The organism is Robertkochia flava, from assembly GCF_020166515.1.
GTDB lineage: Bacteria > Bacteroidota > Bacteroidia > Flavobacteriales > Flavobacteriaceae > Robertkochia > Robertkochia flava.
The window spans coordinates 478,187-500,211 of the sequence record NZ_JAINZT010000005.1; the positions used below are offsets into that span (position 1 = coordinate 478,187).

Genomic DNA, 22,025 nt, shown 5'->3' on the forward strand with positions numbered 1-22,025 from the left:
GCAAAGATAAAAATTGCGATTTAAAATGAATTTAATTCCGATGCTATTTGCATTTAATTATTAACAACCTTCGTTAAAAAGACTTACTTTTGCCCGGCAGGTCACCCTATCGTTCCGATTTATCGGGAAGGAAAGTCCGGACACCGTAGCGCGGCATAGCGGCTAACAGCCGTCCGTTGTAAAACGAGGACCAGTGCAACAGAAAGAATGTACAGGTAATGCTGTAGTGAAATCAGGTAAACTCTATGCGGTGAAACGCCATGTATACCAGTGCTTGAGGATTGCGCGTCCGATGCTGGAGGGTAGGCGGCTAGATCCTGTTAGTAATAACAGGGCCAGATAAATGATAGGGACCCTTATGGGCACAGAATCCGGCTTATGACCTGCTTTTTTTTATGCTTCCGTATCCTCTTCCTCCTCCGGGTTTTCGAAAAAACTGAATACACTCCCACCATACCTCCTGGAATCTGAAAAGTGCGGGTCTTTGCTGAGATCGGTATGCTTGGAATGCTCCACAACCAACATGCCTCCGGGAAGCAGCAGTGCTCTGTCAAAGGCGATCTGTGGTATTTTTAACATGTCTTCCTCCGGCATGTCATATGGAGGATCAGCGAAAATCAGATCCACTTTTAATAAGGTTCTTTCCAGAAATTTAAAGACATCAGAGCGTACGGTTTTTATGTTCATATCCAGTTCCTGAGAAGTTTTGGAGATAAATTGTACGCATCCCGGATGGCTGTCTACTGCAGTGATGTCTGTACATCCGCGGCTGGCCAGTTCATAGCTGATGTTTCCGGTGCCTGAGAACAGGTCGATCACAGTGAGCTCATCCAGGTAGTAATGGTTGTTGAGCACGTTGAAAAGCGCCTCCTTCGCAAAGTCGGTGGTGGGGCGCACCGGAAGCTTTTTAGGGGCGACAAGTCGCTTGGATTTATGTTTACCGGAAATGATTCGCATTAAAAACTGTTTAGAAGGACCAGGTTGGTTTGCTTATCCATATGCTGCAGGTGGTCTGCCATAAGCGTAGGGTTATGGCTATCACCCAATGATACCTTTCTGATATAGGTGTATGCTATATTGTAAAGTCCGTCGCCTTCCTGGATGTCGCCAAGAAGATGGAGCTCGGTTTCCTCCCGGTTCAAATCGAGTTGTTCGAAAATATACAAGAGGTAATAAATAAAATCTTCGCGGGTCTGATATGAAAAACTGTTGTGCAGTAGTAATTTTTTATCCGAAAGCACTACCACATCAAAATGGGTTCTTCCCACCTGTACAAATACCTTGTGATTATCTCCGCCTTTGAACCTGTTCAACAGCGTCTCCACTAAGATGGTAGAGGCGTGTTTGTATTCGAAACTGCCGAAGCGGTCAAAAATAAAGTTGTTTACATTGGTAAAGGGCACATAAACATTGAACATATCGTGGCTCTTGATCTCATCAAAACTGATATAATCGGTTTCCAGGATCTTTACGCTGTACTTCAGGTAGTCAGACAGGTTGCTCTCATTAAAAAGGGCCCTGGGTACAAAGGTCGATAGTTCGTTATCGTGGATAACCTTTACCTCCTTGAAATCGGTGGAGGCCAGCGCGTCTTCCTCGAGTAAACGGCGAAGTTCCTCTACGAGGCTTTCGGCATTGGCAGGCTGTTCGAAGTAGCGGTGTTCCAGTGCGGTAATCCGTTCCTTAGCCGTGTCGCGTATACAAAAAGAAAGTCCACTCAAGCTAACCTGAATGGACAATTCTTTTAATGATGTATCTATGATGTTAGTCGTCTTTCTTTGTGTCATAGTATGGAGGCCAGTTACCACTTGTACTTACATCTGTAAGACTTCCCACTTTGATCTCGTTTCCGTTAACCTCTTCCACGTCGATCATGGTGTTTTCCTGTTCTACAAGATAATCGGGCTGATCGTAAAGAAGAACATCCTTGGCAACTTTTGCTTCAAAAACCGGAGCTTTATATCCGTTTTTATCAAGGATATCCGTTTTCATTTCGAACTTGGCATTGTTTTGTGCGAAAGGCACCTCGGCCAGGTTCTTGTAATTACGGGTTTTGAAAAGTGAGTCTTTTACCGCTTTAAATCCTAAGGTATCAACCACCACGGTATCAACCGGCATGTCGATACGATAGGTGCGGTTATATCTCATAAAAGAAGAATCTCTTTTCTCCAGGATTACAAATTGTGCAGTATCAATAAAGGAGATCAGTTGATCAAAATTGTTGGCATACGCATTGTGAATACTACGATGAGCTTCCTGAGCATCTCGAATGCTCTTTAATTTCTCAATAGTAGCCATATAACGCTGCTGCTTAACTTTGTCAAATTTGATTGGCTCCATTACCGAATTGTAGATCTGGTAAGCAAAAAATATACTTAAAGCCCAAAGAACAATTTGTATTACTGTCTTCATTTTTTGTATTTTGTGTTAGAGTGCTTTTACGCAAATCTACAATTTTTTTTCTTTCACGAAAGACTGAGCCTTAAAAAACATTCCTATTTTTGGGCAAGAACCGGACTTCATGGATGCTACTTCTTTTTACAAATTAATCAAGGAAAAATTCCCTCATCAACCTACCCTGAAGCAAGATGTTGTCTTACAGCAACTTTCCGATTTTATCTTCTCTCAGGACACGAATGAGGTTTTTGTACTTAAGGGGTATGCCGGTACCGGAAAGACCACTATTATCGGAGCTGTGGTAACGAATTTATGGAAGGCTTTAAAAAAATCTGTGTTGCTCGCCCCAACGGGGAGGGCTGCCAAGGTAATCACCAATTATTCCGGCCGAACGGCTAATACCATTCATAAACATATTTATTTTCCCCGCAAGCAAAAAGGTGGTGGCGTCAAGTTCGTGCTGTCGCCAAACAAGCACCGGGATACGGTGTTTATCGTTGATGAAGCCTCGATGATTCCCGATGCACCTTCAGACTCTAAGCTTTTTGAGAACGGCTCTTTACTGGACGACCTTATAATGTATGTGTATTCAGGTCATAATTGCAAATTGGTGCTCATTGGCGATACGGCTCAGTTGCCTCCCGTAAATCTAGATCTTAGTCCGGCACTGAGTGAGAGCACCCTGGAGATGAATTACAATAAGACGGTGCGTAAAATGGAGCTGGATGAAGTGGTACGCCAGCAATTGAACTCCGGGATTCTCTTTAACGCAACCAATTTAAGGGAGCAATTGCAATCGGATTACTTTGACCATTTTCAGTTTCGGGTACAGGGTTTTCCGGATATCGTGCGCCTGGTGGACGGATACGAAATCCAGGAGGCTATAGACAGGTCTTTCAGTGAATACGGAAGGGAAGATACCGCTATCATTGTCCGCTCCAACAAGCGCGCCAACCTTTATAATCAGCAGATCAGGGGACGTATCCTCTTTCTTGAGAACGAGTTGGCCACCGGGGATTTCGTGATGGTGGTACGTAATAATTACTTCTGGATAAAGGCCAGTTCTGAGGCCGGATTTATTGCAAATGGTGATATCCTGGAGGTTCTGGAGATCTTTGCCATTAAGGAGTTGTATGGTTTCCGTTTTGCAGAGGTTAAGGTGCAGATGGTGGATTACCCGAAAATGAAACCTTTCGAAACCGTCCTGATGCTTGATACTATCCATGCCGAATCGCCGGCTTTGCCCTATGAAGACGGCAACAGGCTTTACCAGGAAGTGATGAAAGATTATCAGGATGAAACCTCGAATTACCGGAAATTCATGAAGGTGAAGAATAACAATTACTTCAATGCCCTGCAGGTTAAGTTTTCCTATGCAATCACCTGTCATAAAAGCCAGGGAGGACAGTGGAAAAACGTTTTTATAGAGCAACCCTTCTTGCCTAACGGGATCGATAGGGACTACCTCCGCTGGTTGTACACCGCGGTGACCAGGGCAAGTGAAAATCTTTACCTTATCGGGTTTAAGGATGAGTTTTTTGAGGAATAATACGTTATCTCAATATTTCATACCTTTAGTAGGGTGATGTAACATGCTCAAAAAAAGGTTATTCCTATGGACTCTTCCCTGATTATAAGTTTATTTCTGGGAATCGGTCTGGCTGCGGCTACCGGTTTCCGGGTGTTTCTCCCCTTATTTGCTTTAAGCCTTACGGCACATTTCGACTGGTGGTCTTTACACAGCCAGTGGGAGTGGCTGGGCAGTACCCCAGCCCTGGTGGCCCTGGGGGTTGCTATGCTGGCAGAACTCCTGGCGTATTACATTCCCTGGGTTGATAATCTGCTCGATACCGCAGCGGTTCCCCTGGCAGGAATTGCGGGGACAGCTGTTATGGTAGCAACCATGGCCGATGTTTCTCCACTTATCACCTGGGCACTGGCTATTATTGCCGGTGGAGGAACAGCTGCCGCAGTTAAAGGGGCAACCGCCAGTACGCGTCTGGGTTCTTCGGTTACCACAGCCGGCCTTGGTAATCCCATTGTGTCTACCATAGAAACATTCGCCGCGGTGGTAATGAGTGTGTTGTCTTTTGTGGCTCCGGTACTTGCCGGGATCGCTGCCCTGGTTTTACTGTTTTCCCTCTACTGGATATACAGAAAATTACGGCCCAGCCGGAGGCAATTGTAAGGGATATGCCGTACATTTGTAGGAGCTTTTTTAATAGCCAAACATGAAAGTAATAGCAATGATTCCGGCCCGTTACGCGGCCTCCCGTTTCCCGGGAAAACTCATGAAAGATCTTAAGGGTAAAACCGTAATTCTCAGAACCTATGAGGCCGCCCTGTCTACCGGGCTTTTCGACGAGGTTTATGTGGTTACCGATAGTGATATCATTTACAATGAGATCATCTCTAACGGAGGAGTGGCCCTTATGAGTACAAAGGAACATGAATGCGGAAGCGATCGAATCGCAGAAGCCGTGGCTTCCATGGATGTTGATATAGTTGTGAATGTACAGGGAGATGAGCCCTTTACAGAACGGGAAAGTCTTTCCGGATTAATAGATGTTTTTCATAAGGACCCGCGCCATGAGATTGCCCTGGCCTCTTTAATGACCCCGCTGCATCAGTGGGAAGAAATTAAAGACCCCAATGTAGTAAAGGTGATCACCGACAGGAATGGTTTTGCGCTGTATTTTTCCAGGTCACCTATTCCATACCCCCGCGATGAGAAAACAGGGGTTACCTATTTCAAGCACAAGGGCGTCTATGCTTTCAGGAAGCAGGCACTTATGGACTTTTCCCAATGGCCCATGCTTCCGCTGGAGGCTACAGAAAAGATCGAGGCGATCAGGTATCTGGAATACGGGAGAAAAATAAAAATGGTGGAAACCGGGGTTTCCGGAATAGAGATAGATACTCCGGAAGACCTGGAGAAAGCGATTAAAGCATGGAAATAGATTACAGTAAGATTAAAGTAATCGGATTTGATGCCGATGATACCCTTTGGGTTAACGAAACCTATTTCAGGGATGCCGAGCATGAATTCGCAAGGCTTTTATCCGGTTATGAAACAGAGAATAAGATCGACCAGGAGCTTTTTAAAATGGAAATGAAAAACCTGGAGATCTATGGGTACGGGATCAAGGGATTTATGCTGTCTATGGTGGAAAGCGCCATTGACCTGTCCAACGGGAAAATAGATAACCAAACCCTTGGCAGGATCCTGGATATTGGGAAGCATATGATCACCCATCCGGTTGAACTTCTCGAAGGGGTTGAGGAGGTGCTTCATAAGCTCAGCGGAAAATATAGGTTGATTCTCCTAACCAAAGGCGATCTGCTTGACCAGGAAAGAAAGCTGGAAAAATCAGGATTGAGTGATTATTTTCATCATATCGAGGTGCTAAGTGATAAAAAGGAGGAGAATTACAAAAATCTTCTGGAACACCTGGAGATCCCCGTAGACCAATTCCTGATGATCGGCAATTCCCTGAAATCGGATGTGCTCCCGATCATTAATATTGGCGCTCGTGCAATTCATGTTCCTTTTCATACCACCTGGGCACATGAATTGGTGAAGGATGAGGATAATAACGGGGGGTACCATACCATAGATCGTCTTACGGAAGTGCTGGAGTTTTTATGAGGTATAAGAAAATAGATATAGACTCCTGGAAGCGGAAACCGCATTATCTTTTCTTTAAGGATTTTGATGAGCCTTTTTTCGGAGTCGCCTTTAATGTAAAGGTGGGTAAGGGCTATGAGTTCTGCAAGGAACACAATCGCTCTTTCTTTATTTATTATCTCTATGCAGTGCTTAAGGCGGTAAACGCAGTAAAAGAGTTCAGGTACAGGATCGTAGATGATGTCCCTGTGGTTTTTGATACGGTGAGTATTTCACCTACGGTTAAACGGGACGATGGAACTTTTGGATTCTCCTATATGGAGTATGCAGAAAGTTTTGCTGAATTTTATAAATTGGCGGAAATGGAAATGAAACGGGTTCGTGTCGGGAACGATCTTGTTCCCTCTGAAAATGATGCGGGAACCATTCATTTCTCGGCCCTTCCATGGCTGAAGTTCACTTCCTTGTCTCATGCCAGAAGTTTTCGTGAGAATGACAGCGTGCCGAAGATCTCGGTGGGAAAATTGTTTGAAGAGGGAGGAGCGCTGATGATGCCGGTTTCCGTACATGTAAATCATGCCCTGGCAGACGGGGTACATGTGGGAAAGTTTGCTGAAGAATTTGAAGGGTTTTTGAATAAAGGGTATTAAAGAACAGACAGACTTATGAAGTACAGGAATTTTCAAATGGTGCCAAAGGTCATATTTGGCCGAAACAGTTTCGATCAATTAGGGGAAATTCTCATGCCGCAAAGACGTAACAGTGAAGCGCCATTTATATTTCTTGTGGATGATGTTTTGGAGCAACAGCAGGAGTTTATTTCCAGAATCCCGGTGATGTTTCAGGATCGTATCATCTTTATCAATGTTGAGGAAGAGCCAAAGACAGACCAGGTTGACGCGATCGTTAAAATGATCAATGAACAATACGGGGAAGAGCCTTCCGGGATCATCGGAATAGGCGGGGGGAGTGTCATGGACCTAACCAAGGCCACGGCCCTGTTGCTTACCAATCCGGGTAGTGCTTCCGATTATCAGGGCTGGGATCTCGTGAAAAGAAAAGGGGTTTACCATGTGGGCATTCCAACCCTTAGTGGTACGGGAGCAGAGGTTTCCAGAACTGCTGTGTTAACCGGGCCTGAAAAGAAACTCGGAATTAATTCAGATTATACGCCTTTTGACCAGGTGGTTCTTGATCCTGTATTAACCCGGGGAGTGCCAAAAGACCAGTGGTTTTATACCGGTATGGATTGCTTTATCCATTGTGTGGAGTCACTGGAGGGGCATTTTATAAATACTTTTTCAGAGAGTTATGGCGAAAAAGCATATGAGATGTGCACAGAGGTTTATACCTGCCAACACATGTCTGAGAGCGAACGTCAGAATAAATTGATGATGGCCTCCTGGCACGGCGGACTCAGTATAGCCTATTCTCAGGTGGGGGTAGCACATGCCCTGAGTTATGGGTTATCCTATGAATTGGGCATTCATCATGGGGTGGGTAATTGTATTGTATTCGATCATCTTGAGGCGTATTACCCTGAAGGCGTTCAGAAGTTCAGGGAGATGAAGGAGATTAATGAGATAGCCCTGCCCAAAGGAGTTTGTTCGGGATTGAGCGAAGCGCAATTTGATACCATGATAGGCGTGGCGCTCGGTATGGAGCCCCTCTGGGAAAATGCCCTTGGAGAACATTGGAAGGAAAAGATCGACGAGAAGAAAATACGCTCACTATACGAAAAGATGTAAGCTATGAAATGGTTATCACGGTTAATCTATCATAAGTTCATGGGTTGGGAACTTGTAGGACAGTTTCCTGACCTGAAAAAATATGTGATTATTGTAGTGCCCCATACAAGCTGGCACGACTTTTATATTGGCCTTCTGGTTCGGGGAATGACGGGAGAACGTATGAATTACGTCGGAAAAAAGGAATTGTTTAAGCCCCCTTTTGGCTGGTACTTTCGTTGGACAGGAGGCGCCCCGATTGACCGCGGTAAAAAATCCAACACCGTAGATGCCATTATTGATCTGTTTAACAGCCGGGATGAGTTCAGGTTGAGTATCGCGCCGGAAGGTACCCGGAAAAAAGTAGATACCCTGAAAACAGGCTTTTATTATGTGGCCAGGGGTGCCGGTGTTCCCATCGTTATGGTGGCCTTCGATTTTGCCAACAAACAGGTAAGGATCTCAGAACCCTTGTATACCACCGACAATATGGAAGCCGATATGAATAAGATCTACAATTATTTTAAAGGTGTGAAAGGAAAGAAACCGGAATTTTCTTTCGAACCTTAATCTTCGGTTTCTTTCATGGTATGGTAGACGTTTTGGACATCATCGTCTTCCTCGATCTTTTCCAGCAGTTTTTCCACATCTGCCACCTCCTCAGGGCTCAGTTCTTTGGTCACCTGCGGGATGCGCTCAAAACCTGATGACAGGATCTCAATATCCCTGTTTTCGAGTTCTTTCTGAATGGCCCCGAAACTTTCAAATGGCGCATAGATAAGTATACCATCGTCGTCTACAAAAATTTCTTCCGCCCCGAAATCGATAAGTTCTAATTCCAGTTCTTCCGGATCGATACCCTCGGCGTTGATTCTGAAATTGCAGGTGTGGTCAAACATAAATTCCACCGATCCGCTGACGCCCAGGCTGCCGTTACATTTATTGAAATAGCTTCTTATATTGGCTACTGTCCTGTTGTTATTGTCGGTAGCGGTTTCAATAAGAATGGCGATCCCATGAGGGGCGTATCCTTCAAAAAGAACTTCCTTGTAATCTGCAGTGTTCTTATCAGAGGCACGCTTAATAGCCCTTTCGATATTGTCTTTGGGCATATTTGCAGCCTTGGCATTCTGAATAACCGCACGAAGCTTTGCATTGGCATCAGGATCCGGCCCGCCTTCCTTAACTGCCATGACGATATCTTTGCCTAAACGCGTAAAGGTTTTGGCCATACTGGCCCAACGTTTCATCTTTCTTGCCTTCCTGAATTCAAAAGCTCTTCCCATAAAGAATTCTATAAATAATAGTTCAGGGCAAAAATAGGGAAATTTGCAAAAAATGAAATATTAGTCACCATTGATAATTGCCTCGATTCTTCGGGCTAAATGAAAATCTTTGTCGGTGAGTCCTCCTGCGTCGTGAGTGGTCAGGCGAATGGTGAGGTTATTGTACACATTGGACCAATCCGGATGGTGGTTGTTGGCTTCAGCTTCAAAAGCAATACGTGTCATCATGGCGAAGGCATCAGCAAAATTCTTAAAATCCAGGGAGGTCACCAGCATACCCTCTTCCAGGTCCCAGTATTGCAAATCTTTAATCTCATTTTGGATTTCTTGTTCAGTCAATTTTTTCATTTTGGAGGTTTTAGTTGCTTAAATATAAGAATTTAAACTTACAGCGGACGCAATTCTTCGATGACATCATGGTGACTGAACATCAGGTGTTTGGGAAGTGTCTTGGACTTGGGGAGTACGGCCAGAAAGCGGTCGAAATTGGAGGTGTATACGTTCTTGAAATAGGGGGTTTCGAACCCTAATTTAGAGCAGCATTCTTCAATGAATTCATTGTGATGGATAAGATCTGTGGATCCCAGGTGAAATATGCCCTTTCGCTTTCTGTTGATCATGTAATGCACCTGCCGGGTTAGCATGTCGTCATTGGTTACGTTCATTACCAAATTTGGAAAAACCTCGTAAGCTTCGTTGTGAGTCAGGTGATATTTCAATTCTTTGATCCGTGGGGACTGACTTCCGAAAACCATAGGTAAGCGTGCAATAATATACTGGCGTTCGGGCAATTTCATGAACATGTTCTCCAGGCGTATTTTGAGCTTTCCGTACGGACTCTCGGAAAGGGTTTTATCGTACTCGTAAGAAGGGTAGTTGCTGAAGGCATCGAACACGTTGGCTGAGGAGAGGAAAATAGCCCTGGTTTTTGAGTTTTGGCAATAAGCCGCAATCTGACCATGGGCAATGACCTGGGCTTCGAATGGTCCTCTTAGGGCGGAGATAATAATGGTGGGGCGCAGTTCAAGAAGGATGTCGAAAATATCCTGACGTTCCATGTCGTAATGGAAAAAGTGCTGGTTTTCAGAATAGATCCTTCCTGTATGGTAGGTTCCGAAGGTGTCAAAATAATTACATAACTCCTTATATAACGCCCCACCAATAAATCCGCTGGCTCCTAAAATGAGTATTCTGGTCAAATATGCTGTTTTTTCAGATGACGTTTTTGTCAAACGCAGCCATCAGGGGTCTTATTGCTTTTTGTAAAAGGGCTACTTAACCACTTTGGCGGGGACCAGGTTTTTCCTGATCTTCACAAGTATCGGGGTTTCTGAACCAGCAAATGCCGTTTTAACGTAACCCAGGCCGATTCCTTTATTAAGCGACGGAGACATGGTACCACTGGTTACGATTCCGATCTCCTCCTCCTTATCGTTAAGCAATGGATATCCTTTTCTCGGAATGCCGCGTTCTTCCAGTTCAAAGGCTATGAGTTTTCTCTCCGGGCCTGCTTCCTTTTCGGCCTTCAGGGCCTCTGCATTGACAAAGTCTTTGGTGAATTTGGTAATCCATCCAAGACCTGCTTCAATAGGAGAGGTAGTGTCATCAATATCATTTCCGTAAAGGCAATATCCCATTTCCAAACGGAGGGTGTCTCTTGCTGCCAGTCCTATAGGCTTGATGCCGAAACCGGCTCCTGCTTCCAGAACGCGCTCCCATACCTGGGCGATGTCTTCATTTTTCACATAGATCTCAAAGCCTCCGCTACCGGTGTATCCGGTGGCTGAAATGATCACTTCCGGCACTCCGGCAAAGGGACCGATCTCAAAATGGTAAAATTTAACAGCCGAGAGGTCTGTTGGCGTAAGCGATTGCATGGCTTCTACAGCTTTTGGTCCCTGAATGGCCAGAAGGGAGTATTGATCAGAGACATTTTCCATTTCAGCACCGATCCCTTCATTATACTTTTGTATCCAGTTCCAGTCTTTTTCAATATTGGAAGCATTGACTACCAGCAGGTATTTTTCTTCGTTGATCCTGTAGATGATCAGGTCGTCTACAATTCCACCGTTGTCATTTGGAAGACAAGAGTACTGTGCCCGTCCATCAGTAAGTTTTGAAGCATCATTGCTGCTTACTTTCTGGATCAGGTCAAGCGCTTTGGGTCCGGTTATAAAAAATTCACCCATATGGCTAACATCGAATACCCCGAGGTGCTCGCGAACCGTTTCGTGCTCAATGTTAACTCCCTCATATTGAACGGGCATATTGTATCCTGCAAAAGGAACCATCTTTGCACCCAGCGCAATATGCTTATCTGTTAAAGCCGTATTTTTCATCTTTATTGGTCTTTTTTATAGTGTCGCAAAATTATTTAAAATAATCAGGAGAACTAAATTGCCGGACCAATAATCCTGAAATTATTACGTATTCATTAAAAAGTCTTTCAATTCCTTGTAATCGGAAATGGAGGTAAACGACTTTGGGTGTTCCATTACTTCCTGTATCTGAGGGGGGAGTTCCAGGGTGAGCCCAAGGGTCCTTTCTACTTCTTCCCGGAATTTAACCGGATGTGCGGTTTCGAGAAAGATGGCGTGAACATCGCTTTTTTCCGTCATGGCTTTTTTTGCTCCCAGAAATCCTACTGCTCCATGAGGGTCTGCAATATACCCGGAAGAGGTGTAGAGCTTTTTCATGGCTTCCCGGGTTTGTTCATCGGTAAAACTACAGGAGGAGAATTGTTTTTTTAACAGAGGGAGGCTGTTATTGAATAACTTTTCAATTCGCACAAAATTACTGGGGTCAGAAACATCCATGGCATTGGAGATGGTAGGCCGGGTAGGTTCAGGTGCATAGGCCTCACTTTCGAGATAACGGGGTACGGTGTCATTGATATTGGTGGCGGCGACAAAATGCTCCACCTCAAGCCCCATAGCCGAAGCCATCATTCCTGCGCAGATGTTTCCGAAATTACCGCTGGGTACGGCAAAGATCAGTTTCTTTTTCCGGCCGGAAGACATGACTTGTTTTTTGGCCAGGAAATAATAGAACATCTGCGGCAGCCACCTCGCAATATTGATAGAGTTGGCTGATGTGAGGTTCAATTCCTGCGTTTCCGGATCGAGGAACGCCGATTTGACCATGTTCTGACAATCGTCAAAACTCCCACTTACACGAAGGGCATGTATGTTTTTTCCAAGGGTGGTAAGTTGGCGCTCCTGGATGTCGCTTACCTTATCCTTAGGGTAAAGAATGATGACTTCGACTCCCGGGACACCCAAAAAACCATTGGCAACAGCTCCTCCGGTATCACCGGAGGTGGCTACGAGAACCCGTATGGTAGCTTGCTCCTTACCGCGGTTAAAGAATCCAAGGCATCGGGCCATGAACCGGGCACCGACATCTTTAAAAGCCATGGTGGGGCCGTGAAAGAGCTCCAGGGTGCTGTAGTTGTCTTTTACCGGCACCACCGGAATGGAGAAATTCAGGGTTTCTGACACGATCTTCCGGAGTTCTGTTTCGGGTATTTCGTTATTGATAAAGGGCTTTATTGCCCTGAAGGCGATCTCGTTATCGCTGTACGTATCGAGGTTGTTCAGGAAGTCGGGATCGAGTTTTGGGATTTCCGAAGGGAAATATAGTCCCCGGTCAGGAGCGAGTCCTTTGATCATGGCCTCGCGAAAGCTTACCATGTCTTTGTTTTCCTTTTTGTCGTTCAGACTGTAATATCTCATGGGTTGGTTGTTTTTAGGGTATTAGGCGTGTTCCGGTTGTTGCAATTCTGGAGATGTGGAGCTCCGAGGGAACTCCAAGAGCGTCATAAATGGTTTTCATTTTTCCTGCGACCAGCTCTGCCACAGGTTTGCCTTTACACAGGGCAAAAATGGAAGGTCCGGATCCCGAAATTCCACTGCCCAGTGCGCCGGCTTCAAGGGCTGCCATTTTGACTTCGGTAAACCCCGGAATTAAGGGACTTCGCAAAGGTTCTGCAATGTGATCAGTAAGCGATCTTCCCAGCAGTTCGTAGTTTTCGGTATATAATGCACTCACTAAGGCTCCCAGATTTCCCCATTGGCGGATGGCCTTGGTTAATGGCACCTGGTCTTTCAGTACTGCCCGTGCATCGGCTGTCTTAAGTTCCAGCTGGGGATGGATCACAGTAACCCATAGCTCAGGTGGTACATGCAAAGAGATCACTTCCAGGGGGTCGTAAGAGCGGATTAACGTAATGCCGCCCAGAAGGGCAGGGGCTACGTTGTCGGCATGGGCGGCCCCGCTAGCCAGGCTTTCGCCCTGCATGGCAAAACCGATAAGTTCCTGCCTGGACAGCGGCCGGCCTAAAAGTTCATTGAGTCCGAAAACGGCTCCTGCTGCGCTTGCAGCGCTGCTGCCTATACCGCTTCCCGGCTTAATCCTTTTCTCGATCTCTATTGTTACCCCGTGAGAGGTTCCCAGGTGCCTGAGCATGGCTAGCGCCGCGACCCCGGCTACGTTCTGTTCCGGGTCTGTGGGCAGAGGAGGCCCCTGGACCCTGGAGATGTGTACTCCGGGGTCTTTTTTTTCACTGAAATACATGACATCCCCGGAATTCTCAAGACAAAGTCCAAGCACATCGAAACCACAGGAGATGTTGGCTACTGTGGCCGGGCAAAATACGCCGATCTTCTTCATAGGTTATGAGTTAACGGTTCTGATAATATCGGCAAATATTCCGGAGGCGGTTACTTCCGCTCCTGCACCGGCTCCTTTTATATTCAGGGGCTGTTCCGGGTATCTGTCGGTATAAAAAAGGACAATATTGTCTTTGCCTTCCAGGTTGTAGAAGGGATGGTCGGGAGCGATCTCCTGGAGGCCCACACTGGCTTTTCCATTGTTGAAGCTGGCTACGTACTTTAGTTTACAACCATTTGCGTTCGCCTTTTCCAGGATCCGGTTAAAATGTGCGTCATTGTCTTCGAGGATCTTAAGAAAGGACTCTGTATTCTCGCTTTTCAAAGCGTTCTCAGGGAGGAAGTCGTTGCAGGTAATGTCTTCCAGGTCCAGCTGGTAGCCGCTTTCCCTGGCGAGGATGAGAATCTTTCTCATCACATCCACCCCGCTCAGGTCAATTCGTGGATCGGGTTCTGTATATCCTTCTTCCATGGCCCGCTTAACCACCCCCGCAAATGCGGTTTCTGAATTGAAATGGTTAAATATGAAATTCAAGCTTCCCGACAGCACTGCATCGATACGTCTGACCTTATCTCCTGAAATTACCAGGTTCTTCAGAGTGTCTAAAACCGGAAGTCCGGCCCCTACGTTGGTTTCGAAAAGGAAAGGGGTGTTGTATCTTTTTGAAAGGTCTTTCAGATGGCGGTAGTGTTCATATTCTGAAGAGGCGGCTATCTTATTACAGGTAACCACGGCAACGCTCTTTGAGAGGTAATCGCCATAGGTGGATGCTACCTTGTCATTCGCCGTGATATCCACAAAAACACTGTTGCGGAGGTTAAGGGAAAGAACCTTGTTATGAAATTCTTCCAGGGTAGCCGGTTGGCCTTCTTTGAGTAAATTCTCCCAATTATCTAGGTCCATCCCATGATCGTTAAAGGTCATGGTTCTGGAATTGGCAAGTCCGGTAAGTCGCACATTGATCTTTAATTGTTCTTTAAGGAACTTTTTTTGTTTTTTGATCTGCTCCAGGAATCGTTTTCCCACATTTCCGGCTCCCATAACAAAAAGATTGAGTTGCTTTACACGGTCTTCAAAGAATTCCTCATGAAGGGTATTCAGCGCTTTCTTAACATCTTTATTGGCGATCACTGCGGAAATGTTTCGCTCGGAAGCGCCCTGTGCAATGGCCCTTATATTGACATTGTTTTTTCCCAGGGCACTGAACATGCGGCCACTCAGTCCCTGGTAACTTTTCATCTGATCTCCGACCAGGGCTATAATGCTAAGTTCCTGCTCAATAACCGGATCGTAAACCTTATTGGAATTGATCTCGTTTTCAAATTCAAGTCGGACCAGTTCCTGGGCTTTCTCAGCATCTTCATCTGATACCCCAACGCAGATAGAATGTTCGGAGGAGGCCTGTGTGATCATTACAACATTGATGTTTCCTGCCGAGAGTACTCCGAAAAATCGCTGAGAAGTACCCGGAATACCAATAAGTCCCGGACCTTCCAGGGAAAGAAGGCTGATGCCGCTAATGCGGCTAATACCTCGGACAGCCCTCCTGGACCCTTCCGGGTTTTTAGCGATCATGGTTCCTTCTGCTTCCGCATCAAAGGTGTTTTTGATGAGAATGGGAATGCCCTTTTCAAGCACCGGCTGGATACTTGGCGGATAGAGTACCTTAGCTCCGAAGTTCGAAAGCTCCATGGCCTCCTCGTAAGATATGGCAGCAATGGCAAAGGCTTGTTTTACGATTCGCGGATCTGCGGTATACATTCCGCTTACATCGGTCCAGATCTCTAAAAGCTCTGCATTCAGGGCGGCAGCAACCAGGGCGGCCGTGTAGTCCGATCCTCCGCGCCCCAGCGTGGTTACATGTCCGCTTCTGGACGATGCGACAAACCCGGGTAGTACCCCTACGGCTCCCTTGTGTTCCCGGTAGGCAGCTTTGATGAGTTTGTAGCTAAGATCCCGGTCGACCTGGGCTTTCCCAAAATGTTCATTGGTCTTGATCAAAGACTTACTGTCGCCAAGCCAGGAGTCGAGGTGGTTTGCATTAAAGAACTGCTGAATGATATATGAGGAACATTGTTCTCCAAAGCTCAGGACTTTGTCTTTAAGACGCGGAGTGCATTCCCCGATCATGAAAGCACCCTCCAAAAGCGTTTCAAGTTTGTTCACTTCTTTTTTCAGGTACCCGATAAGATTGCTTTGAAGCGCCACCGGGAATAGTTCCCGGATCGCGATTACGTGAATTTCCTCCAGTTCCTTTAGTGCATTTTCGAATTCCCTGTTTTGGGAGGCCGCAGTAGTTACTGCCTGATCCAGTAAATTGGTAACTCCTGACATGGCGGAAACCACTACGATAAGGTCCTGGTTGTGATTATTTCGGATGATTTGATATACCTTCCTGATATTGTCTGGGTTACCAACGGAGGTTCCACCAAATTTTAATACTTTCATGTAAGATTTTGTTTGGAAAATGATAATTACTTTTTATGACCTGAGAAAAAAGGCCATATGCGATAGTTGATATGTAATGAAGTACCCCCTAGGGGGTGATGGTGATAATAATGGTGATGGTGGTCGCGCCATTATAGCTTCCGGAAGGGAAGTGAGTAGAAAATGGTATTTGGTTGGTTAATGGCATGACTTAATGTTCATGTCAAATGTATAAGATTTAATGCTCTAAACAAATTTTAAGAGAAAAAATAAGGATAATGCAGTAATTCATTAAAATCACTGAGGAATGAAGATTTTTAATGCAGATCAGATACGGGAGGCTGATAAAATGACAATGGAGCGGCAACATATCAGCAGTGTCCAGTTAATGGAGCGAGCCGGATACAGATTGTTTCAGCATCTGCATGAAGGATTCGTGCCGGTTAAAGGTGAGGTTCTGGTTCTGGCTGGAATGGGGAATAACGGGGGAGACGGTCTGGTTGTGGCGCGCTACCTTAGAAAGGCCAGGCAAAAGGTGAAGGTGATCATGGTGAATTTCAGTTCGGGCCGGTCGGAAGATCTTAAGGTGAATTGTCAAAAATTTGTTGCTGCAGGAGGTGAGATCGTGGAACTGCATGAGGGGGATCCCGTTCCGAAACCGGGCAGAAACGATCTTGTTATCGACGCTATTTTTGGGATAGGATTAAACAGAAGACCCCCTTTGTGGGTAGAGGAACTTATTTTTCAAATCAATAATTCCGCTGCCAGGGTGGTTGCTGTTGATATTCCATCAGGTTTATACATGACGGGATTGCCTGAAAATCCGGAAGCGGTCATCAGGGCACATCATACGTTTACATTTGAATTGCCGAAACTTGTCTTTTTGCTTCCTCAAACCGGGGGATATACCGGAAACTGGAGCCTGGTTTCTATAGATCAGGATAAAGATTTTATCGATAATACCCCGACGAAATATTACTATAGCAATCAGGAAGATATGGCGCAACTTCTAAGGCCGCGAGCGCGGTTTTCACACAAAGGTACCTACGGGCATGTACTTATTGTAGGAGGAAGTTACGGGAAGATCGGGGCAGCGCTGATGAGTGCGGAAGCGGCCCTGACATCAGGAAGTGGTCTTGTTTCTGCCCTGGTGCCTCATTGCGGATATGAAATATTTCAGACCGCAGTACCTGAGGTAATGTGTGTTCCTGTTGAAGATGAAAAGATACTTACACAAATGAATCCCGGTTTTGTTCCGGATGTTGTTGCCATGGGGCCGGGGATGGGAAAAGAGCAATCAACAACAGGGGCTATGAAGCGCTTTCTGAAAGGTTACCGTGGAGCTCTGGTTCTCGATGCCGATGCGTTGAATATCCTGGCTGAGGAACAGGAAATATGGGGTCTCCTTCCTGAAGGTACGGTTTTAACCCCTCATCCCGGGGAGTTTAAACGCATGGCAGGATCCTGGGATAATGACTTTGAAATGATGGAGCGGGCTATGAGACTGGCAGGGGAGCGGAAGGTTATTATGGTCTTAAAAGGAGCTTACACCATGGTAACTGATGGGGAGCGTATGTATTTCAACGCTTCCGGGAATCCGGGAATGGCTACCGGAGGAAGCGGGGATGTGCTCACCGGAATCATATCGGCCCTAAGGGGGCAGGGTTACCCTGCTTTTGAGGCAGCCCGGCTGGGAGTTTATTTACACGGGCTCTCAGGAGATATCGCCATACGTGAAACTTCGGTGTGGAGCTTAACGGCTACTGATATCATTGATTTTCTGGGGGATGCGTTTTTACACCTGGATTCGCAAAGGAAATGATTTGAATTGAAAAACCTGAATCCGGGCCTTCTGTTGTACCGGTTTATGAAATCGTGTGATCAAAGGTTTGCGGACGGCTAATAATAAGGATAATTGCTTGTCTTTATAGCGAAGTTTTGCTTTCTTCGCAGCGATTTTTAGGAAGAGGTATTTTATATGTAAATAAAAGGGATACTTCATTTTCAGGGAAGTCGCTGTTTAAGACGTCATAAGTTAAAGCTTATGATCCCTTACTTAACCAATATTAATTTTACCGTATACTTTATGAGTGCGTTTTACAATATATCTTCGGAAGAGCTGGACCTGGCAACCCTGAATACCATCCTGGGCCAAAAATTGCTCCTTAAAATTTCGGATGAAGCACGTGCTAAGATTGAGAAATGCCGGGCCTACCTGGACCAGAGGATGTTGTCGGATCAACGCCCTGTTTACGGAATTAATACAGGCTTCGGCTCCTTGTGTAATATTAAGATCTCCGGGGAAAACCTGAGCCAGCTTCAGGAAAACCTGGTGATGTCTCACGCCTGTGGTACCGGAGACAAAGTACCCCGTGAGATTGTGAAGCTCATGCTTCTGCTTAAGGTGCAATCCCTGAGTTACGGACATTCGGGGGTACAATTGCTCACCGTTCAGCGACTGGTTGACTTTTACAACAATGATATTCTTCCTGTAGTTTACACGCAGGGATCTTTAGGTGCCTCGGGTGACCTTGCTCCATTGGCCCATCTTGCACTTCCTTTGCTCGGCAGGGGAGAGGTGTATTATAAGGGGGAGATCAAAGCAGCCTCAGAAGTACTTTCTGAATATGGTTGGGAGCCTATTACCCTTCAATCCAAGGAAGGACTAGCACTTCTCAATGGTACCCAATTCATGGGGGCCTATGGTGTCTGGAGTCTTTTGCAGGGGTATAAGCTTTCCTATCTGGCTGACTTTATCAGCGCCATTTCCCTGGAAGCTTTCGACGGGCGATTAGAGCCATTTAATGCCCTCATTCATAAAATCAGACCGCATAAGGGACAGTTATGTACTGCAGAAAGAATCCTGGAATTTACCGAGGGTAGTCAACTTGCGACCCAGGAAAAGAAAAATGTGCAGGACCCGTACTCCTTCCGATGCGTGCCTCAGGTGCACGGCGCCTCCAAGGATGCTTTGGCTCATGTTAGAAGTGTTTTCGCAACAGAGATCAATTCGGTTACCGATAATCCTAATGTATTTGTTGATGAGGACGAGATCATTTCCGGGGGTAATTTTCACGGGCAACCATTGGCTTTGGCCCTGGATTATCTCGGCATTGCTCTGGCTGAACTGGGGAGTATTTCGGAAAGAAGAACCTATCAGCTCGTATCGGGCCTGAGAGGATTGCCTGCATTTTTGGTGCATGACCCGGGACTGCATTCAGGATTTATGATTCCTCAGTACACCGCCGCCAGTATTGTAAGTCAGAATAAACAGTTGTGTACTCCGGCCAGTGCAGACAGTATTGTGTCTTCTAACGGTCAGGAAGATCATGTGAGTATGGGCGCCAATGCAGCAACCAAGTGCTACAGGATAGTAGAAAATTTAAAAAGTATTTTAGCCATTGAGCTTATGAATGCGTCTCAGGCACTGGAATTCAGAAAGCCTCTGAAAAGCTCGGAAAAGATTGAAGATTTCCTTGCTTCCTATACCACTGTTGTACCCTTTGTTGCTCAGGACCGCGTGCTGCATTACGATATAGAAAAGACTAAAGGGTTTATCGATCGTTTTGAATTGACCGGGCCGATTCTTGAGTATTAGGGTGAAGGGCTAACTGGCGTTTGGCCCAGGATTTGGCATCCTTCAGATTAGAGAAATATCCTGATGGAATTTTGATGAACATTTGTTCAATGGCAAAATTCATTCGCTGCACAGGAGTGCGGGCTACCACGGCAAATCCCTTGAGGTTAGGTTGCTTATTTGCCAGCTCATTATGCATAAATGGGTTGAAAGAGAAGGAATGTTTTCTGTTGGAGATTAACACGTAGGGAGCGTCTCCGAACTGTTGTCTGATCATTTTAAAAATCTCACCACCCTGCTCCTGAGAGAGGTCTACTCCTTCGTAGATAGTGCCTACAACAATTTTATCATGAAATTCTAGGGTAGCGAAGTCTAGTTCGATCTTGGTAATCATATGAGGTATCAGGTTGTTTGTCAGTAGGTAGAAACCTGCCCCTAAAATAATTAGCACTTTAATTTTCGGGAAATCTAATCGTATAACGGACCGATTTAGTCGATGAGGTTATTACTCCAGCTAACTGCCTCTTCCACAGTGTTGAAAATTCTCATATTATTTCCGTAAAAAACTTGCTCTACCTGGAAGTTTTGTCTGAATATTTTCTTGTTGGTTACCACAGCTATGCCCTTTAGATTTTTCATTTCCAGAAGATAGGAATAGAGGGTTGGGTCTATGGAGTACGAGTTGATGCGCATGGAGATATAGACAAAATTCTTGAGGTGGTAATTGCGCTCACATAAGGCAACCAGGACAGACAATTGAGGGAGTGTAAGGTTCACTCCCTCATTTACTACCCCAAGCGTGAACTTAGGGTAAATGTAGAAGGTGCCGATATCGATTTTTTCGATATTCAGGATCTGATCCGGAAATGGGGGAAAATTGTTCATAAGATGAACTTTAGCCGAGGCTGGTTATGGGTTCGAAGATCAGTCTTCGATAATTGGTTTCCAGTTCAGTTTCTTTTCAATGGCAATGATCATTTGTTCTGCAATGTCCTTGTTGGTAGCGTTCTCTATCCCTTCCAGACCCGGAGAGGAATTTACTTCCAGCAAGAGCGGGCCTTTTGAAGACCGGATGATATCGACCCCGGCAACATCCAGATCGAGCGCCTTGGAGGCCTTTATGGCAATACGTTTTTCTTCTGCGGTAGGTCGTATTGGGGTTGCTATGCCTCCCAGGTGTACATTGGCGCGGAATTCTCCGGGGGGTGCAGTACGCTGGATGGCGGCAACCACTTTGCCATTAATTACGAACAGCCTGAGGTCTTTTCCGTTAGCTTCTTTGATGAATTCCTGAACGAGAATATTGGCATTAAGGCTTTTAAAGGCGTTGATTACACTCTCTGCAGCCTTTTTGGTCTCTGCCAGGACCACGCCTTTACCCTGTGTGCCTTCCAGCAGTTTAATGATCAGAGGAGAGCCGCCAACCATTTTTATTAGGTCGTTGGTGTCAAGGGGTGAATTGGCAAAGCCGGTTGTTGGGATCTCTATTCCGTTTTTAAGCAGGAGCTGCAGGGAGAAGATCTTGTCTCTGGCCTGACGGATCGCAGCGGCCTTATTAAGGCAGAATACATTTTGAGATTCGAATTGGCGGGTAAGGGTGCACCCGTAAAAAGTCATGCTGGGTCTGATCCTAGGGATAACTGCGTCGAGTCCGTTCAGGATTTTCCCGCCCCTGTAATGAATTTCCGGGGTCTGGGCATCGAGCTTCATGTAGCACTGCCTGAGATTATAGAACTCGATCTTATGGCCTCTTCGCTGTCCTGCCTCGATGATGCGTTTATTGCTGTAAAGTTCCGGGTTGCTGGCCAGCAACCCAATATTCAGACCATTTTTAAAAGTGACATCTGCCTGGTATTTATGACTGACCTCTTCCTCGCTCATACGGCCCATCATAAAGCTGTTTTCAGGGTCCACGAGCATACGGCCTATCATGGCTTCCCTTCCGAACAGCATGCGGTACCCCATGGAGTCGCGGTTGGTGAGGGAGATCTCGATATCCCAGGATTCATTACCAATGGTTATGGGAGTTTTAATGATGTACCGGCTTTCGCGATTTCCCGTAGAACTTTTGATAACGCGTTTGTCGATTACAAATGCCTGGCAGCGTATTCTTTTCTTGCCGTTATCCTGCAGAGGATATACGTCGAAACTTACCCAGGCTTCATTATTGCGCTGAAAGGGTTCGATATTAACGGCGTGAAGGGCTGAGGTTTTGGCACCACTATCTACCCGCGCCTTAATAGCAGGAATGTTAAGATCAGGCAGACTTACCCATTCTTCACTTCCAATGATGATCTTATCTTGTTCCATTT

22 protein-coding genes and 1 other RNA gene are annotated in these 22,025 nt (G+C 45.8%); 10 read left to right on the forward strand and 13 right to left on the reverse strand.

Annotated elements, in window-relative coordinates; all coding sequences use genetic code 11:
* Window positions 1-93: 93 nt before the first annotated feature.
* Window positions 94-394, forward strand: an RNA gene (gene rnpB, locus K7R11_RS08600) — RNase P RNA component class A.
* Here the strand turns inward: rnpB and K7R11_RS08605 are convergent.
* Genes K7R11_RS08605 through K7R11_RS08615 form a run of 3 tightly spaced genes read right to left on the reverse strand, consistent with a single transcriptional unit; the run spans window position 394 to window position 2,412 of the window.
* On the reverse strand, window positions 394-957 hold the full coding sequence (locus tag K7R11_RS08605) for an RsmD family RNA methyltransferase (protein WP_224490125.1): 564 nt from the start codon (window positions 955-957) through the stop codon (window positions 394-396). The genes rnpB and K7R11_RS08605 overlap by 1 nt on opposite strands.
* The gene (locus tag K7R11_RS08610) at window positions 957-1,787 is read right to left on the reverse strand and encodes a DUF3822 family protein (protein ID WP_224490126.1); all 831 of its coding nucleotides are present in this window, start codon (window positions 1,785-1,787) and stop codon (window positions 957-959) included. Before K7R11_RS08610 ends, K7R11_RS08605 begins: the two co-directional genes overlap by 1 nt.
* On the reverse strand, window positions 1,765-2,412 hold the full coding sequence (locus K7R11_RS08615; RefSeq protein ID WP_224490127.1) for a hypothetical protein: 648 nt from the start codon (window positions 2,410-2,412) through the stop codon (window positions 1,765-1,767). The genes K7R11_RS08610 and K7R11_RS08615 overlap by 23 nt, the downstream gene beginning before the upstream one ends.
* A gap of 109 nt (window positions 2,413-2,521) precedes the next feature.
* On the opposite strand from K7R11_RS08615, the gene K7R11_RS08620 reads away from it, so the two are divergent.
* The 7 genes from K7R11_RS08620 (at window position 2,522) to K7R11_RS08650 (ending at window position 8,322) form a co-directional block, all read left to right on the forward strand.
* The gene (locus K7R11_RS08620; RefSeq protein WP_224490128.1) at window positions 2,522-3,946 is read left to right on the forward strand and encodes an ATP-dependent DNA helicase; all 1,425 of its coding nucleotides are present in this window, start codon (window positions 2,522-2,524) and stop codon (window positions 3,944-3,946) included.
* A 66-nt stretch (window positions 3,947-4,012) separates the two neighbouring features.
* On the forward strand, window positions 4,013-4,585 hold the full coding sequence (locus tag K7R11_RS08625; RefSeq protein ID WP_224490129.1) for a DUF4126 domain-containing protein: 573 nt from the start codon (window positions 4,013-4,015) through the stop codon (window positions 4,583-4,585).
* Window positions 4,586-4,628: 43 nt separating this feature from the next.
* Entirely contained in the window at window positions 4,629-5,357 is a 729-nt protein-coding gene (kdsB, locus tag K7R11_RS08630; protein WP_224490130.1) for a 3-deoxy-manno-octulosonate cytidylyltransferase, read from the forward strand.
* A complete protein-coding gene (locus tag K7R11_RS08635) occupies window positions 5,348-6,046 on the forward strand; it encodes an HAD family hydrolase (RefSeq protein ID WP_224490131.1) in 699 nt (232 codons plus the stop codon). The genes kdsB and K7R11_RS08635 overlap by 10 nt, the downstream gene beginning before the upstream one ends.
* The gene (locus K7R11_RS08640) at window positions 6,043-6,675 is read left to right on the forward strand and encodes a chloramphenicol acetyltransferase (RefSeq protein ID WP_224490132.1); all 633 of its coding nucleotides are present in this window, start codon (window positions 6,043-6,045) and stop codon (window positions 6,673-6,675) included. The genes K7R11_RS08635 and K7R11_RS08640 overlap by 4 nt, the downstream gene beginning before the upstream one ends.
* 15 nt (window positions 6,676-6,690) lie before the next feature.
* The gene (locus tag K7R11_RS08645; RefSeq protein ID WP_224490133.1) at window positions 6,691-7,773 is read left to right on the forward strand and encodes an iron-containing alcohol dehydrogenase family protein; all 1,083 of its coding nucleotides are present in this window, start codon (window positions 6,691-6,693) and stop codon (window positions 7,771-7,773) included.
* Window positions 7,774-7,776: 3 nt separating this feature from the next.
* Complete coding sequence (locus K7R11_RS08650) at window positions 7,777-8,322, forward strand: 1-acyl-sn-glycerol-3-phosphate acyltransferase (protein ID WP_224490134.1); 546 nt, start codon at window positions 7,777-7,779, stop codon at window positions 8,320-8,322.
* Here K7R11_RS08650 and K7R11_RS08655 read toward each other — a convergent pair.
* From K7R11_RS08655 to thrA, 7 genes are all read right to left on the reverse strand, one after another.
* A complete protein-coding gene (locus K7R11_RS08655) occupies window positions 8,319-9,038 on the reverse strand; it encodes a YebC/PmpR family DNA-binding transcriptional regulator (protein WP_224490135.1) in 720 nt (239 codons plus the stop codon). The two genes, K7R11_RS08650 and K7R11_RS08655, sit on opposite strands and share 4 nt — an antisense overlap.
* A 60-nt stretch (window positions 9,039-9,098) precedes the next feature.
* A complete protein-coding gene (locus tag K7R11_RS08660) occupies window positions 9,099-9,386 on the reverse strand; it encodes a 4a-hydroxytetrahydrobiopterin dehydratase (RefSeq protein WP_224490136.1) in 288 nt (95 codons plus the stop codon).
* A gap of 38 nt (window positions 9,387-9,424) precedes the next feature.
* Window positions 9,425-10,237, reverse strand: a complete 813-nt coding sequence (locus K7R11_RS08665; protein WP_224490137.1) for a sugar nucleotide-binding protein — start codon at window positions 10,235-10,237, stop codon at window positions 9,425-9,427.
* 72 nt (window positions 10,238-10,309) lie between these two features.
* A complete protein-coding gene (gcvT, locus tag K7R11_RS08670) occupies window positions 10,310-11,377 on the reverse strand; it encodes a glycine cleavage system aminomethyltransferase GcvT (protein ID WP_224490138.1) in 1,068 nt (355 codons plus the stop codon).
* 84 nt (window positions 11,378-11,461) lie between these two features.
* Complete coding sequence (gene thrC / locus K7R11_RS08675) at window positions 11,462-12,772, reverse strand: threonine synthase (protein ID WP_224490139.1); 1,311 nt, start codon at window positions 12,770-12,772, stop codon at window positions 11,462-11,464.
* 13 nt (window positions 12,773-12,785) lie between these two features.
* Window positions 12,786-13,709, reverse strand: coding sequence for a homoserine kinase (locus K7R11_RS08680; protein ID WP_224490140.1), 924 nt, complete (start codon window positions 13,707-13,709; stop codon window positions 12,786-12,788).
* 3 nt (window positions 13,710-13,712) lie between these two features.
* A complete protein-coding gene (gene thrA / locus K7R11_RS08685) occupies window positions 13,713-16,157 on the reverse strand; it encodes a bifunctional aspartate kinase/homoserine dehydrogenase I (RefSeq protein ID WP_224490141.1) in 2,445 nt (814 codons plus the stop codon).
* Window positions 16,158-16,443: 286 nt separating this feature from the next.
* Between thrA and K7R11_RS08690 the strand changes: the two genes are divergently transcribed.
* On the forward strand, window positions 16,444-17,958 hold the full coding sequence (locus K7R11_RS08690) for an NAD(P)H-hydrate dehydratase (protein WP_224490142.1): 1,515 nt from the start codon (window positions 16,444-16,446) through the stop codon (window positions 17,956-17,958).
* A 264-nt stretch (window positions 17,959-18,222) separates the two neighbouring features.
* On the forward strand, window positions 18,223-19,734 hold the full coding sequence (gene hutH, locus K7R11_RS08695; protein WP_224490239.1) for a histidine ammonia-lyase: 1,512 nt from the start codon (window positions 18,223-18,225) through the stop codon (window positions 19,732-19,734).
* Here the strand turns inward: hutH and K7R11_RS08700 are convergent.
* From K7R11_RS08700 to rimK, 3 genes are all read right to left on the reverse strand, one after another.
* Window positions 19,691-20,107 carry a hypothetical protein gene (locus K7R11_RS08700; RefSeq protein ID WP_224490143.1) on the reverse strand — a complete coding sequence of 139 codons (417 nt, stop codon included), beginning with the start codon at window positions 20,105-20,107 and terminating at the stop codon, window positions 19,691-19,693. The genes hutH and K7R11_RS08700 overlap by 44 nt on opposite strands.
* A 95-nt stretch (window positions 20,108-20,202) precedes the next feature.
* Complete coding sequence (locus K7R11_RS08705; RefSeq protein ID WP_224490144.1) at window positions 20,203-20,598, reverse strand: STAS/SEC14 domain-containing protein; 396 nt, start codon at window positions 20,596-20,598, stop codon at window positions 20,203-20,205.
* Between the two features lie 39 nt (window positions 20,599-20,637).
* Window positions 20,638-22,023: a 30S ribosomal protein S6--L-glutamate ligase gene (gene rimK / locus K7R11_RS08710; RefSeq protein ID WP_224490145.1), complete on the reverse strand. Its 1,386-nt coding sequence runs from the start codon at window positions 22,021-22,023 to the stop codon at window positions 20,638-20,640.
* Window positions 22,024-22,025 lie beyond the last annotated feature (2 nt).